The sequence below is a fragment of the Acidovorax sp. JHL-9 genome (genome assembly GCF_000426205.1).
In the GTDB taxonomy this organism is placed as follows: domain Bacteria; phylum Pseudomonadota; class Gammaproteobacteria; order Burkholderiales; family Burkholderiaceae_C; genus Acidovorax; species Acidovorax soli.
The window spans coordinates 1-15,396 of sequence record NZ_AUEX01000017.1 but is presented as its reverse complement, the minus strand read 5'-3'; the positions used below and the strand labels follow the sequence as shown (position 1 = coordinate 15,396).

Below are 15,396 nucleotides of genomic sequence, written 5' to 3'. Positions count from 1 at the left end.
TCACCCGGGGGCCTTATGCAACAGTGCGTAAAAAAATCCGTCGTGTTCACCCGTTGCATTGTCCGGGACTGCTCCACGATTGTTTCCATTGCCAGGAATTAAATGCCCTGGGGATGGCAGCAACCGGGCATCGGTGTTGTGCGCAAGAAACGTTTGGACCTGCGCATCGCCCTCGGCACGGAACACCGAACAGGTGCAGTACAGCAGGCGACCGCCCGGTTTCACCAACGGCCACAGGGCCGCCAGCAGGCGAGCCTGCTGGGCGGCCAGCTGGGCAATATCGGTTTCGCGGCGCAGCCAGCGCACATCCGGGTGGCGACGGACGATGCCCGATGCCGTGCACGGAGCGTCCAGCAAGATCGCATCGAACAAGACGCCGGAGCAGTGCTGCCGCCACCAGTCCTGCGGCTGTGCCGCATCGGCCACCAGCACCTGCGCGCGCAGGCCCAGGCGATCCAGGGTTTCGTGGATGCGTGCGCTGCGCACGGCATCCACCTCCAGCGCGGTCACCTGGATGGGGCTGGATGCGCCCGCGTATTCGAGCAGGTGGGCGGTCTTGCCTCCCGGCGCGGCGCAGGCATCCAGCACCCGCAAGGGCTGCGTGAGGTCCAGTCCTTGCAGCAGCAACGGCGCGGCCTGCTGCGCAGCGGCATCCTGCACCGAAACCATCCCCTGGGCGAATCCCGGCAAGTCCGCCACCGGCAGGGGCTGCTGCAGGATCAGCCCATATTCACCGACCACGGATGAAGCAATATTCATCGCAGCCAGCGATTGCTGGTATTGCGTTACCTGGCCTTTTCTTCCATTGACCCGCAATACCATGGGCGCTTGGGCGTTGTTGGCCTGCAGGATCTGCTGCCATTGCGCCGGGTGGTCTTTCTGCAGTTTTTTCACCCACCACAGCGGGTGGTTCCAGCGCGCCACAGGGTCGGCATCGGTCGCGGCGACCAGGGCTTCGCGCTCCCGCAGAAAGCGGCGCAGGCAGGCATTGATGAAAGAGGCCTGCGCACGGGTGGCCATGCTGCGTTTGGCCGCTTCCACGGCCTGGTTGACCAGGGTGAAGGGCTCGTAAGGCGCCTCGTCGGCACGCCACGACAGGGCCAAAGCCGTGCACAGCAGCGCATCGGCAGCGGGGGGCGGCGTGCGGGACACCAGTTGACGCCGCAGTGCCTGTGCCCGGCCCAGCGTGCGCAACACCTGAAAAAGCAGCGCCTGCACCCCCGGCCGCAAGCCAGCATCCACGGCAGCCATCGCCGCCGTACCCGATTGGCCGGCACAAATGGCCTGCAACGCCGTGGCGACGCCCGCGAGTTGTTCCCACAGCGCAACCCCGGACGCTCCATGGGGGTCGGTGCTGCGCCGTGGCGGCACGGAATCGCGGCTTCCAGGCGCGGTGCGGGGTCGGCGGTGTGAACCAGCTGCTGTCATGAATGGCTTTCTGGCGCAATGGACAGTACACGCGCTGGAGTGAACCCGAAGGTCCAGGCCAGCATCAGTGCAGGAAACTGCCCGAGTGCGGCGTTGTAATGGAGCACCGCATCATTGAAGATCTGTGCCGCCTGTTCGTTATGCTTGCGCAATTCGTCCCACCGGGCGCGCCAATGCGCCATTTTGCGGTTGGCATCTTCGGCATCAGCGCCAGGCTGCAGATTCCGCCACACTGCATCCAGCACCGCGCACGCGGCAGACAGCGCCGCCACGGACTCCCCCTGCAACGGTCGCGCCCGCGCTACGGCCAAAGAGACTGTCAATTGTGTGGAGGCCCCTTGCAGGGTGCTGTGCGCTTCGCGGTCCAGGGCCCCGGCGGTGACCTGAGCGGCGTCGAACTCACCGACCATGGCAAGCCATCGGACCAGATGGGCATCCAGACTGCCAAAGGCCTGAACCACCGCCGAGCGCAGACGCACCAGGCGGTTGTAAGCGCCGACGGACCAGAAAAGAGCGATCGCGATGACTATCCAGCTGAGCGGCGATGACCACATGCGCTAACACCGGCACCACATGCAGCATGCGGCCCGGTCCGTGAGAGTTCCAGAAAAAACGCTCCCGGCCCGTCAGGAGACAGGGCGGGAGCGCATCAGTGACGGCCCGGGGGCTTAGTCGGCAGCCGCGTCAGGAGCGGCACCTTCTGTCACGGAGGCATCTGCCGAGGCCTCCATTTCGGCCGCTTCCGCTTCGGCAATGGCGCGGCGCTCGGCGTCGTCCATGGCGTCCTTGGCCTTGCGCGCCTGGTGGTAGGCCATGCCGGTGCCGGCAGGAATCAGGCGACCCACGATGACGTTTTCCTTCAGACCACGCAGCTCGTCGCGCTTGCCCATGATGGCAGCCTCGGTGAGCACGCGGGTGGTTTCCTGGAAGGAAGCGGCCGAGATGAACGAATCGGTCGACAGCGAGGCCTTCGTGATACCCAGGAGCAGATTGCTGTAGGTCGCGGGAATCTTGCCCGCGGCCTGCAGTGCATCGTTGGTGTTGAGGATCTCGGAGCGCTCGACTTGCTCGCCGCCAATGTAGCTGGACTCGCCGATGTTCTCGACCACGACGCGACGCAACATCTGGCGAACGATCACCTCGATGTGCTTGTCGTTGATCTTCACACCCTGCAAGCGGTACACGTCCTGCACTTCATCGACGATGTAGCGCGACAGCTCTTCGATGCCCAGCAGGCGCAGGATGTCCTGCGGGTCGGCCGGACCGTCCACGATGGACTCGCCCTTGTTGACCACCTGGCCTTCGTGCACCAGGATGTTCTTTTCCTTGGGCACGAGTTCCTCGAACACACGGCCTTCGGGATCGGTGATCTGCAGGCGCACCTTGCCTTTGGTTTCCTTGCCGAACGACACGGTACCGGTCATTTCGGCCAGCGTGCCCTTGTCCTTGGGCGTGCGGGCTTCGAACAGCTCGGCCACGCGGGGCAGACCGCCGGTAATGTCGCGGGTCTTCTGGCCTTCGACCGGGATACGGGCCAGCACTTCGCCGGGGCCCACGTCCTGGCCATCGCGCACCTGGATCAGGGCGCCGACCTGGAAGCCGATGGTCACCGAGTGGTCGGTGCCAGGGATCTTCACTTCGTTGCCCTGGGCATCGATCAGCTTCACCTGTGGGCGCACGACCTTGGCAGCGCCGCGGCGCTTCGGATCGATCACCACCAGCGTGGACAGGCCGGTCACCTCGTCGACCTGCTTGGCCACCGTGAGGCCTTCCTCGACGTTCTCGAACTTCACCTGGCCAGCAAACTCGGTGATGATCGGGCGCGTCAGCGGATCCCAGTTGGCGAGAATGGTGCCAGCCTTGATGGTCTGGTCTGCCTTCACCGTCAGCGTGGCGCCGTAGGGCACCTTGTGGCGCTCGCGCTCGCGGCCGTGCTCGTCCTGGATGATGATTTCACCCGAACGTGCAATCACCACCAGCTCGCCCTTGGTGTTGCTCACGTAGCGCATCGTGGCGTTGAAGCCGATCACGCCGTTGGACTTGGCTTCCACGCTCGACGCGATGGCGGCACGCGAAGCGGCACCACCGATGTGGAAGGTACGCATGGTCAGCTGCGTGCCTGGCTCGCCGATGGACTGGGCGGCGATCACACCCACGGCTTCGCCGAGGTTGATCAGGCCGCCACGGCCCAGGTCGCGGCCATAGCACTTGGCGCACAGGCCGTAGCGGGTTTCGCAGGTCAGGGCGGTGCGCACCTTGACTTCGTCCACGCCAGCGGCTTCGATTTCCTCGATGAGGTCTTCTTCCAGCATCACGCCGGCAGGCACCAGCACGGCACGCGTTTCGGGGTGCAGCACGTCCTCGGCAGCGGTGCGGCCCAGAATACGTTCGCGCAGCGATTCGATCACTTCACCGCCTTCGACGATGGCGCGCATCAGCGAACCATTGGCCGTGCCGCAATCCTCTTCGGTCACCACCAGGTCCTGCGTCACGTCCACCAGACGGCGGGTGAGGTAACCGGAGTTCGCGGTCTTCAGCGCCGTGTCGGCCAGACCCTTGCGGGCACCGTGGGTGGAGATGAAGTACTCCAGCACGTTCAGGCCTTCGCGGAAGTTCGCGGTAATGGGTGTCTCGATGATCGAGCCGTCCGGCTTGGCCATCAGACCCCGCATACCGGCCACCTGGCGGATCTGGGCGGCAGAGCCGCGGGCGCCGGAGTCGGCCATCATGTAGATGGAGTTGAAGGACTCCTGGTCCACTTCCTTGCCGTGGCGGTCCATGACCTTCTGCTTGGACAGCTGGGCCATCATCACCTTGGACACTTCGTCGCCGGCCTTGCCCCAGATGTCCACCACCTTGTTGTAGCGCTCGCCAGAGGTCACCAGACCGGACACATATTGCTGTTCGATCTCTTTGACCTCCTTCTCGGAGCGCTCGATGATGCCGGCCTTTTGCGGCGGCACCAGCATGTCGTCGATGGCGATGGAGATACCGGCGCGGGTCGCCAGGCGGAAGCCGTTTTGCAGCAGCTTGTCGGCAAACACCACCGTCTCCTTCAGGCCGCACTTGCGGAAGGACACGTTGATCAGGCGCGAGATTTCCTTCTTCTTGAGCGCCTTGTTCATGTTGGAGAACGGCAGGCCCTTGGGCAGGATCTCGGACAGCAGTGCGCGGCCCACGGTGGTTTCCACCAGCGAGGTCGAGGGCACGAATTCGCCCGTGGCCTTGTCCTTGGTCCACTCGGTCATGCGCACGGTGATCTTGGCAGCCAGTTCGACCTGGCCGGCGTCCAGCGCGCGCTGCACTTCCCCGGTATCGGCGAACACCAGGCCTTCACCCTTGCCGTTGATGCGGTCACGGGTGGCGTAGTACAGGCCCAGCACCACGTCCTGTGAAGGCACGATGGAGGGTTCGCCCGAAGCAGGGAACAGCACGTTGTTGGAGGCCAGCATCAGCGTGCGGGCTTCCATCTGCGCTTCCACCGACAGCGGCACGTGGACAGCCATCTGGTCACCGTCGAAGTCGGCGTTGAAGGCCGCGCAGACGAGGGGGTGCAGCTGGATGGCCTTGCCTTCGATCAGGATGGGCTCGAAGGCCTGGATGCCCAGACGGTGCAGCGTAGGCGCACGGTTGAGCATCACGGGGTGTTCCTTGATGACCTCTTCCAGGATGTCCCACACCACGGGGGTGCCGGATTCGACTTCCTTCTTGGCGGCCTTGATCGTCGTCGCGATGCCCATGGCTTCGAGGCGCGAGAAAATGAAGGGCTTGAACAGCTCCAGCGCCATCAGCTTGGGCAGGCCGCACTGGTGCAGCTTGAGCGTGGGGCCCACGGTGATCACGGAACGACCCGAGTAGTCCACGCGCTTGCCCAGCAGGTTCTGGCGGAAGCGGCCGCTCTTGCCCTTGATCATGTCGGCCAGGGACTTGAGCGCGCGCTTGTTGGCACCCGTCATGGCCTTGCCACGGCGGCCGTTGTCCAGCAGCGAGTCGACAGCCTCTTGCAGCATGCGCTTTTCGTTGCGCGCGATGATTTCAGGAGCCTTCAGCTCCAGCAGGCGGCGCAGACGCGAGTTGCGGTTGATGACGCGGCGGTACAGGTCGTTCAGGTCAGAGGTCGCGAAGCGGCCGCCGTCCAGCGGCACCAGCGGACGCAGGTCCGGTGGCAGCACGGGCAGCACTTCCAGCACCATCCACTCGGGCTTGATGCCGGACTTCTTGAAGGCTTCCAGCACCTTCAGGCGCTTGGCGTTCTTCTTGACCTTGACTTCGGAACCCGTCAGGTCGCCGCGCAGCTTCTCGATCGACAGGTCGATGTCGATGGATTCGAGCAGGTCCTTGATGCCTTCGGCGCCCATCTTGGCGATGAACTCGTCACCGTATTCCTTGCGCTTGGCGTCGTAGTCGTCCTCGGACATGATGCTGAACTTCTTCAGCGGGGTCATGCCGGGGTCGGTCACCACATAGGCTTCGAAGTACAGCACGCGCTCGATGTCGCGCAGCGTCATGTCCAGCACCAGGCCCAGGCGCGACGGCAGCGACTTCAGGAACCAGATGTGGGCGCAGGGCGCGGCCAGGTCGATGTGGCCCATGCGCTCGCGGCGCACCTTGGTCTGCGTGACTTCAACGCCGCACTTCTCGCAAATGACACCGCGGTGCTTCAGGCGCTTGTACTTGCCGCACAGGCATTCGTAGTCCTTGATGGGACCAAAAATCTTGGCGCAGAACAGGCCGTCACGCTCGGGCTTGAAGGTGCGGTAGTTGATGGTTTCAGGCTTCTTCACTTCGCCGAAAGACCACGAACGGATCTTCTCGGGCGAAGCCATGCCGATGCGGATGGCATCGAAATGCTCGTCCGGCGTGAATTGCTTGAACAGGTCGAGTAGCGATTTCATGTGACTCTTTCCTTTTTAATCTGTTGGGGACAGAGCGGCGCGGCGCCGGTCTGTCCCGCAAGGCTTCACGAACGTTCCAGCTCGATGTCCAGGCCCAGCGAACGGATTTCCTTGACCAGCACGTTGAACGATTCCGGCATGCCGGCTTCGATGGCGTGTTCGCCCTTGACGATGGATTCGTACACCTTGGTACGGCCCACCACGTCGTCGGACTTCACGGTCAGCATTTCCTGCAGCACGTAGGCGGCGCCGTAGGCTTCCAGCGCCCACACTTCCATTTCGCCGAAACGCTGGCCACCGAACTGCGCCTTGCCGCCCAGCGGCTGCTGCGTGACCAGCGAGTAAGGACCGGTCGAGCGGGCGTGCATCTTGTCGTCCACCAGGTGGTGCAGCTTCAGGTAGTGCATGTAGCCGATGGTCGTGGGGCGCTCGAAACGCTCGCCCGTGCGGCCATCAAACAGGTAAGCCTGCGTGCGGGTCGGCGTCAGGCCCTTGCGCTCCGCGATGTCGTCCGGGTAGGCGATCTTGAGCATGTCCTTGATTTCTTCTTCCGAAGCACCGTCGAACACCGGTGTGGCGTAAGGCACACCGTTCGTCAGGTTTTCCGCCATGGCCATCAGGTCGTCGTCGCTCAGTTGCGACAGGTCTTCCTTGCGGCCGCGCGAGTTGTACACCTCTTCGAGGAAGGTACGCAGCTCGGACGCCTTGGCCTGCTCCTGGAGCATGTTGCCAATGCGCTGGCCAATGCCCTTGCCAGCCCAGCCCAGGTGGACTTCCAGCACCTGACCGATGTTCATCCGCGAGGGCACGCCCAGCGGGTTCAGAACGATGTCGGCAGGCGTGCCGTCGGCCATGTAAGGCATGTCTTCGACCGGAACGATCTTGGACACCACACCCTTGTTACCGTGGCGGCCAGCCATCTTGTCACCAGGCTGCAGGCGGCGCTTGACGGCCAGGTACACCTTGACCATCTTGAGCACGCCTGCTGGCAGCTCGTCGCCTTGCGTGAGCTTCTTGCGCTTTTCTTCAAAAGCCAGGTCGAAGCTGTGGCGCGTTTGCTCGAGCGCGTTCTTGATGGATTCGAGCTGGGTGGCGACTTCGTCTTCCGCAGGGCGGATGTCGAACCAGTGGAACTTCTCCACCGATGCCAGGTAGGCCTTGTCGATCTTCGTGCCCTTGGCCAGCTTCTGCGGGCCGCCATTGGCCACACGGCCGGTCAACAGCTTCTCGATACGGTCGAAGGCGTCGGCCTCGACGATGCGCAGCTGGTCGTTCAGGTCCAGGCGGAAGCGCTTGAGTTCGTCGTCGATGATCTGCTGGGCGCGCTTGTCGCGCTGGATGCCTTCGCGGGTGAAGACCTGCACGTCGATGACGGTGCCGGACGAGCCCTGGTCCACGCGCAGGGAGGTGTCCTTCACGTCGGAAGCCTTCTCGCCGAAGATGGCGCGCAACAGCTTCTCTTCGGGCGTGAGGGTGGTTTCGCCCTTGGGCGTGACCTTGCCGACCAGCGTATCGCCAGGCTGCACTTCGGCGCCCACGTAGATGATGCCGGACTCGTCCAGGCGGTTGAGCTGCTGCTCCGACAGGTTCGGGATGTCGCGCGTGATTTCTTCGGCGCCCAGCTTGGTGTCGCGGGCCATCACCACCAGTTCCTCGATGTGGATCGAGGTGTAGCGGTCTTCCGCCACCACACGCTCGGAGATCAGGATCGAGTCTTCGAAGTTGTAGCCGTTCCAGGGCATGAAGGCAATCAGCATGTTCTGGCCGATGGCGATTTCGCCAAAGTCCGTCGATGCGCCGTCGGCCACCACGTCGCCCTTGACCAGCTTGTCGCCCTTCTTCACGATGGGGCGCTGGTGGATGTTGGTGTTCTGGTTGGAACGCTGGTACTTGATGAGGTTGTAGATGTCCACACCCACTTCACCGGCCACGGCCTCTTCGTCGTTCACACGCACCACGATGCGGGTCGCGTCGACGTAGTCCACGATACCGCCACGGGTGGCAGTGACCACGGTACCCGAGTCCACAGCGGCAACACGCTCGATACCCGTGCCCACCAGGGGCTTCTCGGGACGCAGCACAGGCACGGCCTGGCGCGACATGTTGGCGCCCATCAACGCGCGGTTCGCGTCGTCGTGCTCCAGGAACGGAACCAGCGAGGCGGCCACGGAGACGATCTGCGCGGGCGACACGTCCATGTACTGCACGCGGTCGGCACCGCACAGAATCGATTCACCCTTTTCACGGGCGGACACCAGATCACCCGACAGACGGCCGTCCTTGTCGAGCACGGCGTTGGCCTGTGCGATCACGTACTTGCCTTCTTCGATGGCCGACAGGTAGTCGATCTCGTTCGTCACCTTGCCATCCACCACGCGGCGGTACGGGGTTTCGATGAAGCCGTACTCGTTCAGGCGGGCGTACAAGGCCAGCGAGTTGATCAGACCGATGTTCGGGCCTTCAGGCGTTTCGATAGGGCAGACGCGGCCATAGTGGGTCACGTGCACGTCGCGCACTTCGAAGCCTGCACGTTCGCGGGTCAGACCGCCTGGGCCGAGGGCAGACACACGGCGCTTGTGCGTGATTTCCGCCAGCGGGTTGGTCTGGTCCATGAACTGCGACAGCTGCGAGGCACCGAAGAACTCTTTCAACGCGGCCGAGATCGGCTTGCTGTTGATCAGGTCGTGGGGCATCAGCGGCTCTTGTTCGGCCTGGCCCAGACGTTCCTTCACGGCCTTCTCGATGCGTGCCAGGCCGGTGCGGTACTGGTTCTCGGCCAGCTCGCCGACGCAGCGCACGCGGCGGTTGCCCAGGTGGTCGATGTCATCGACTTCGCCGTTGCCATTGCGCAGGTCCACCAGGATCTTGACCACGGCCAGGATGTCTTCATTGGACAGCACCATGGGGCCGGTGGATTCGTCGCGGCCAATCTTGGCGTTGAACTTCATGCGGCCCACGCGCGACAGGTCGTAGGTATCGGGGTTGTAGAACAGGCGCTGGAACAGGGCCTGCACGGCGTCTTCCGTTGGCGGCTCGCCAGGACGCATCATGCGGTAGATGGCCACGCGGGCGGCGAACTCGTCCACCGTTTCGTCGATGCGCAGGGTGTGCGACATGTACGCACCCTGGTCGAGTTCATTGGTGTAGATGCACTGCACGTCCTGCACGCCAGCGCTGCGCAGCTTCTTGAGCAGTGCTTCGGTCAGCTCGTCGTTGGCCTTGGCAATGATTTCACCCGTGTCGGCATCAACGATGTTGCGGGCGACCACTCGACCGATCAGGAAGTCCTCGGGCACGCTGATGTGCGTGGTGCCGGACTGCTCCAGTTCGCGGGTGTGGCGTGCCGTCACGCGCTTGTCCTTGGCCACCACCACCTTGCCCGACTTGTCGGTGATGTCGAAGCGTGCGACTTCGCCGCGCAGGCGCTCGGACACAAATTCCATCTGGGCACCGCTGTCCATCAGACGGAAGTTGTCGTTGACGAAGAAGTTCGCCAGGATGGACTCGGGGTTCAGGCCGATGGCCTTGAGCAGGATCGTGACCGGCATCTTGCGGCGGCGGTCCACACGGAAGTACAGGATGTCCTTGGGGTCGAACTCGAAGTCGAGCCAGGAGCCGCGGTAGGGAATGATGCGGGCCGAGAACAGCAGCTTGCCCGAGCTGTGGGTCTTGCCCTTGTCATGTTCAAAAAACACGCCGGGTGAACGGTGCAGCTGCGACACGATCACGCGCTCGGTACCGTTGATGATGAACGAGCCCTTGTCGGTCATGAGCGGCACCTCGCCCATGTAGACCTCTTGCTCCTTCACCTCCTTGACCACCTTGGACTGCGAAGTCGAGGACTCGCGGTCATAGATGATCAACTGCACCTTGGCGCGCACGGCCGAGGCAAAGGTCAGCCCTCGGGTCTGGCATTCGCGCACGTCGAAAGCCGGCTTGGCCAGGTTGTACTCGATGAACTTCATCTCCACAAAGCCGTTGTGGGAGACGATGGGGAAGGCAGCGTCGAATGCAGCCTGAAGGCCTTCGATGGTTCTTTTCTGGGGTGCTTTATCAGCCTGCAGGAAAGCGGTGTACGCATCCTTCTGCATCTGCAGCAGGTAAGGAACTTCGAGCACGCTGTCGCGGGTGCCGAAACTTTTGCGAATTCGCTTGCGTTCGGTGTAGGAATAGGCCATGAGATCTCCGGGCAAAGACATGAGTCCTGGGTCTTCGACGACTGACCCGCAAGGAGATGTGTCCTCACGGGCTTGGCGGTTGGCCACTACCAACCATGGCGGACGGTGATGCATTGCACATCACCCGAACCAAGGCGTCTTCTGCTGTCGGGGTTGTCAGAAGACACTCGAAAGCCCCTTTTCAGAAGGTCGCTTTCGGGTGCTTTCTGAAGCACCAAAGGCTGGAGGCCCTCTGAGGAACACTCCAGCCCTTGAGCAAGATCGAATTACTTGAGTTCGGCCTTGGCGCCGGCTTCCACCAGCTTCTTGACGGCTGCTTCGGCGTCGGCCTTGGCAATGCCTTCCTTGACGTTCTTGGGAGCGCCGTCCACCAGGTCCTTGGCTTCCTTGAGGCCCAGGCCGGTGATTTCGCGCACTGCCTTGATGACGGACACCTTGTTGGCGCCAGCTTCGGTCAGCACCACATTGAATTCCGTCTTTTCTTCGGCAGCAGCAGCGCCAGCGCCACCACCAGCGGCAGCAGGGGCTGCCATGGCTGCAGCGCTCACGCCAAACTTCTCTTCAATGGCCTTCACCAGGTCATTGAGTTCCAGAACCGTCATGCTGTCCAGCGCGGTCAAAAATGCGTCTTTATCGAATGCCATTTTGATTTCCTAACAATTTTGTTGGTTAACTGCCCGGCCATCAAGCCGCGACAGGTTCGGCGGCCGGTGCGGCAGCGCCTTCGCCTTTTTTCGCCGCCAGTGCGCCCAGCACAACGGCCGTACGCGACATGGGGGACATAAGCAAGCCACAAATCTGGGCCAACAGAACTTCCTTGGAGGGAATGTTGGCCAGTTGCTTCACGCCGTTGACATCCAGGGCTTTGCCACCGAAAGCGCCACCGCGAATCACCAACTTGTCGTTGGTTTTCGCGAAATCGGCCACCACCTTGGCGGCGGCCACAGCGTCTTCGGAGAAGCCGTAGATCAGCGGACCGGTCATCTGGTCTGCCACCACATCAAATGCGCTGCCAGCCACAGCACGGCGAGCCAGGGTGTTCTTCAGAACACTCAGGGTCACGCCCTTGCTGCGAGCATCAACACGCAGTTTGGTCATGTCGGCGACCGTGATGCCACGGTATTCCGCGATCACAAGCGTTTGAGCTTTTGCGGCGAGGCTGGTCACTTCACTGATGACCGCTTCTTTCTCACTGCGATTAAGACTCAAGGTCTACTCCTTAAAATGCGCACTCGGCACAGGCCTCATGCGCGCTCTTGTTGCAGCGACCAACTGTTCAGGAAAACATTCCATCTGCAGCGGGATCGCCATCTGCGCTGGCCCCACGAGGGGATTAAGTGCGGCGAACCGCACACCAACGGTCTTGGATGGCCTGCAGGCAGGTGTTGCACCACCTACAGCCCACCACATCAGGCCCTTTGAAAGGCCTGAAGATTTCTTATCGCAATTACGCTGCGATGGATTGCGTATCCACGCGGACACCAACGCCCATCGTGGAGGACACTGCGACCTTGCGCAGGTACAGACCCTTGCTCGAAGCTGGCTTGGCCTTGTTCAGGGCATCGATCAGCGCGGCCAGGTTGCCTTGCAGCTTTTCGTTGTCGAATGAACGGCGACCGATGGTGCTGTGCACGATACCAGCCTTGTCCACGCGGAACTGCACTTGACCCGCCTTGGCGTTCTTCACGGCCGTGGCAACGTCAGGAGTCACGGTGCCCACCTTGGGGTTGGGCATCAGGCCACGGGGGCCCAGGATCTGACCGAGGGTACCCACGACGCGCATGGCGTCAGGGGCAGCGATCACCACGTCGAAAGGCATGTCGCCAGCCTTGACCATGGCAGCCAGGTCGTCCATGCCAACGACGTCAGCACCGGCAGCCTTGGCTTCTTCTGCCTTGGCGCCTTGGGCAAACACCGCCACGCGGGTGGTCTTGCCAGTGCCATTGGGCAGCACCACGGCGCCGCGCACCACTTGGTCCGACTTCTTGGCATCAATGCCCAGTTGCACCGCCACGTCGATGGACTCATCGAACTTGGCCGTTGCGGCTTCCTTCACCAGCGCCACTGCGTCTGCAAAAGCGTACAGCTTGGTGCTGTCCACCTTGCCCTGCAGGGCCTTTTGCTTTTTCGTCAACTTGGCCATTTACAAACCCTCCACCGTCACGCCCATCGAGCGTGCGGAACCAGCCAGCGTACGGACGGCGGCGTCAACGTTCGCGGCGTTCATGTCCTTCATCTTGGTCTTGGCGATTTCTTCGAGCTGCTCGCGCGTGATCTTGCCGACCTTGGTCTTCAGGGCATTGGAAGAGCCCTTTTCGAGCTTGATGGCCTTCTTGATCAGAGTCGTCGCGGGCGGCGTCTTGATGATGAAGGTAAAGCTCTTGTCTGCAAAAGCCGTGATGACCACAGGCAGAGGCAGACCAGGCTCGACACCTTGGGTCTGCGCATTGAATGCCTTGCAGAACTCCATGATGTTGAGGCCGCGCTGACCGAGCGCAGGACCAATGGGTGGGGATGGATTGGCCTTACCAGCTGGTACTTGCAGCTTGATAAAACCGACGATTTTCTTCGCCATGCTTTACTCCTTGCGGGTGATAACGCCTGTCTTGCGAAGGCAAGACAAGGCTCCCCGGGGTTAACGACTCACTCAATGCATTCACACCGAGTCGAAAAGTGTGATGCCCAAAATTCCATGGATCAGGTTTTTTCGACCTGCCCAAACTCCAGTTCCACAGGGGTGGAGCGACCGAAGATCATCACGGAAACGCGCACACGGCTCTTTTCGTAATTCACGTCTTCCACCGATCCGTTGAAATCCGTGAAAGGACCTTCCTTGACACGAACCAGCTCACCCACCATGAACTCAACCTTGTGCCGAGGCTTTTCGGTGCCCTCCTGCATCTGGCTGACGATCTTCTGCACCTCTTCTTCCGAGATGGGCGCAGGGCGATTCTTCGCACCACCCACAAATCCGGTGACCTTGTTGGTGTGTTTGACCAGGTGCCAGGTATCGTCATCCATGACCATCTCGACGAACACATAGCCAGGAAACAACCGGCGCTCTGTCGTTTTGCGCTGGCCATTCTTCATCTCGACCACTTCTTCAGTGGGAACCAGAATGCGGCCAAACTTGCCCTCCATGCCGGAGCGTGCAATGCGCTCAAGAATGTTGCGCTCGACCGCTTTTTCCATCCCCGAATAGGCATGGACGATGTACCACCGCAGATCAGGATTGGAAGACGCAGCACCAGAGGCATCTGCCCCAGCCAAATCCACAACGCTTGTCATGACTTCCTCCAGCCCAAAATCAAGTCATACAGAACCCACTCAAGGGTTTTGTCGGTAAACCACAAGAACAATGCCATGATGACGACGAATGCAAACACGTAAGCAGTCATCTGCAGTGTTTCCTTGCGCGTCGGCCAGACCACCTTTTTGACTTCACGCCAAGCATCTCGTGCGAAGGCAACAAACTGACGTCCTGGCTCGGAAACCAGGAAAACAGCCGCCGCAACAACGAGGCCCAGCAGCAATGCAGCCCATTGAACGATCGGCCCCTGCTTGCCCAGCAAATAGAAACCCGCCACAGAGGCAATCACCAACGCCACGACTGCAGCGAGCTTGGCTTTGTCCGCCCCCGTATTGACAGTTTCAACTTGTGTAGTGGCCATGTCTTAATTTTCCTGCTTCAATTTTCGGCATCGCCCAAGACACCGAAGCCCGCCAATGCTGGCGGGCTTGTTTTTGACCACATTCAAGTGGCAGGGGCAGTAGGAATCGAACCTACAACCTTCGGTTTTGGAGACCGACGCTCTGCCAATTGAGCTATACCCCTATGAACACGCTTTAAGCAATGATCTTGGCCACGACGCCCGCGCCCACGGTACGGCCGCCTTCACGGATAGCGAAGCGCAGACCTTCTTCCATGGCGATGGGGTTGATCAGCTTGACGGTGATCGACACGTTGTCGCCAGGCATGACCATTTCCTTGTCGGCTGGCAGCTCGATGGCGCCGGTCACGTCGGTCGTGCGGAAGTAGAACTGAGGGCGGTAGTTGTTGAAGAAGGGGGTGTGGCGGCCGCCTTCATCCTTGCTCAGAACGTACACCTCAGCCGTGAAGTGGGTGTGGGGCTTGATCGAGCCGGGCTTGCACAGCACCTGGCCGCGTTCCACGTCTTCGCGCTTGGTGCCGCGCAGCAGCAGGCCCACGTTGTCGCCAGCCTGGCCCTGGTCCAGCAGCTTGCGGAACATTTCCACGCCGGTGCAGGTGGTCTTGACGGTGTCCTTGATACCGACGATTTCGATTTCTTCGCCGACCTTGATGATGCCGCGCTCGATACGGCCGGTCACCACGGTGCCGCGGCCGGAGATGGAGAACACGTCTTCCACGGGCATCAGGAAGGAGCCGTCCACTGCGCGCTCGGGCGTGGGGATGTAGGTGTCCAGGGCTTCGGCCAGCTTCATGATGGCTTCTTCACCCAGCTTGCCCTTGTCGCCTTCCAGGGCGAGCTTGGCGGAACCGCGGATGATCGGGGTGTCGTCGCCAGGGAAGTTGTACTTGTCGAGGAGTTCGCGCACTTCCATTTCGACGAGTTCGAGCAGCTCTTCGTCGTCCACCATGTCGCACTTGTTCAGGAACACGATGATGTAGGGCACGCCCACCTGGCGGGCCAGCAGGATGTGTTCGCGGGTCTGGGGCATGGGGCCGTCAGCGGCCGAGCACACCAAAATGGCGCCGTCCATCTGGGCTGCGCCGGTGATCATGTTCTTCACGTAGTCGGCGTGGCCGGGGCAGTCCACGTGGGCATAGTGGCGGTTGGCCGTCTCGTATTCCACGTGGGCGGTGTTGATCGTGATGCCGCGGGCCTTTTCTTCAGGTGCCGCGTCGATCTGGT

11 protein-coding genes and 1 tRNA gene are annotated in these 15,396 nt (G+C 61.8%); all 12 read right to left on the bottom strand.

Going from position 1 to position 15,396, the window contains the following annotated elements:
* Entirely contained in the window at nt 1-1,428 is a 1,428-nt protein-coding gene (gene rsmB / locus K225_RS0112260; protein ID WP_081679674.1) for a 16S rRNA (cytosine(967)-C(5))-methyltransferase RsmB, read from the bottom strand.
* A complete protein-coding gene (locus K225_RS0112255) occupies nt 1,425-1,982 on the bottom strand; it encodes a LemA family protein (RefSeq protein WP_026436689.1) in 558 nt (185 codons plus the stop codon). Before K225_RS0112255 ends, rsmB begins: the two co-directional genes overlap by 4 nt.
* Before the next feature lie 114 nt (nt 1,983-2,096).
* Nucleotides 2,097-6,323, bottom strand: coding sequence for a DNA-directed RNA polymerase subunit beta' (rpoC, locus tag K225_RS0112250; RefSeq protein WP_026436688.1), 4,227 nt, complete (start codon nt 6,321-6,323; stop codon nt 2,097-2,099).
* A gap of 65 nt (nt 6,324-6,388) precedes the next feature.
* Nucleotides 6,389-10,501 carry a DNA-directed RNA polymerase subunit beta gene (gene rpoB, locus K225_RS0112245; RefSeq protein ID WP_026436687.1) on the bottom strand — a complete coding sequence of 1,371 codons (4,113 nt, stop codon included), beginning with the start codon at nt 10,499-10,501 and terminating at the stop codon, nt 6,389-6,391.
* 266 nt (nt 10,502-10,767) lie between these two features.
* On the bottom strand, nt 10,768-11,145 hold the full coding sequence (gene rplL, locus K225_RS0112240; RefSeq protein ID WP_008907085.1) for a 50S ribosomal protein L7/L12: 378 nt from the start codon (nt 11,143-11,145) through the stop codon (nt 10,768-10,770).
* Nucleotides 11,146-11,185: 40 nt separating this feature from the next.
* On the bottom strand, nt 11,186-11,710 hold the full coding sequence (rplJ, locus tag K225_RS0112235) for a 50S ribosomal protein L10 (RefSeq protein ID WP_007850048.1): 525 nt from the start codon (nt 11,708-11,710) through the stop codon (nt 11,186-11,188).
* Between the two features lie 238 nt (nt 11,711-11,948).
* Nucleotides 11,949-12,644, bottom strand: a complete 696-nt coding sequence (rplA, locus tag K225_RS0112230; RefSeq protein WP_015012232.1) for a 50S ribosomal protein L1 — start codon at nt 12,642-12,644, stop codon at nt 11,949-11,951.
* A complete protein-coding gene (gene rplK / locus K225_RS0112225) occupies nt 12,645-13,076 on the bottom strand; it encodes a 50S ribosomal protein L11 (RefSeq protein WP_008907082.1) in 432 nt (143 codons plus the stop codon).
* A 122-nt stretch (nt 13,077-13,198) separates the two neighbouring features.
* Nucleotides 13,199-13,789, bottom strand: a complete 591-nt coding sequence (gene nusG / locus K225_RS0112220; protein WP_026436686.1) for a transcription termination/antitermination protein NusG — start codon at nt 13,787-13,789, stop codon at nt 13,199-13,201.
* Nucleotides 13,786-14,172, bottom strand: a complete 387-nt coding sequence (gene secE / locus K225_RS0112215) for a preprotein translocase subunit SecE (RefSeq protein WP_026436685.1) — start codon at nt 14,170-14,172, stop codon at nt 13,786-13,788. The genes nusG and secE overlap by 4 nt, the downstream gene beginning before the upstream one ends.
* An 88-nt stretch (nt 14,173-14,260) precedes the next feature.
* Nucleotides 14,261-14,336, bottom strand: a tRNA-Trp gene (locus K225_RS0112210).
* Between the two features lie 11 nt (nt 14,337-14,347).
* The coding region (gene tuf, locus K225_RS0112205) for an elongation factor Tu (protein WP_026436684.1) at nt 14,348-15,396 on the bottom strand (1,049 nt) is incomplete at its 5' end.

What these genes read in the sequence shown, in the direction of transcription:
- K225_RS0112255 (WP_026436689.1), bottom strand. Translation starts at nt 1,982, where the DNA reads ATGTGGTCATCGCCGCTCAGCTGGATAGTCATCGCGATCGCTCTTTTC.
- rpoC (WP_026436688.1), bottom strand. Translation starts at nt 6,323, where the DNA reads ATGAAATCGCTACTCGACCTGTTCAAGCAATTCACGCCGGACGAGCAT.
- nusG (WP_026436686.1), bottom strand. Translation starts at nt 13,789, where the DNA reads ATGACAAGCGTTGTGGATTTGGCTGGGGCAGATGCCTCTGGTGCTGCG.
- rsmB (WP_081679674.1), bottom strand. Translation starts at nt 1,428, where the DNA reads ATGACAGCAGCTGGTTCACACCGCCGACCCCGCACCGCGCCTGGAAGC.
- rplK (WP_008907082.1), bottom strand. Translation starts at nt 13,076, where the DNA reads ATGGCGAAGAAAATCGTCGGTTTTATCAAGCTGCAAGTACCAGCTGGT.
- rplA (WP_015012232.1), bottom strand. Translation starts at nt 12,644, where the DNA reads ATGGCCAAGTTGACGAAAAAGCAAAAGGCCCTGCAGGGCAAGGTGGAC.
- rplL (WP_008907085.1), bottom strand. Translation starts at nt 11,145, where the DNA reads ATGGCATTCGATAAAGACGCATTTTTGACCGCGCTGGACAGCATGACG.
- rpoB (WP_026436687.1), bottom strand. Translation starts at nt 10,501, where the DNA reads ATGGCCTATTCCTACACCGAACGCAAGCGAATTCGCAAAAGTTTCGGC.
- secE (WP_026436685.1), bottom strand. Translation starts at nt 14,172, where the DNA reads ATGGCCACTACACAAGTTGAAACTGTCAATACGGGGGCGGACAAAGCC.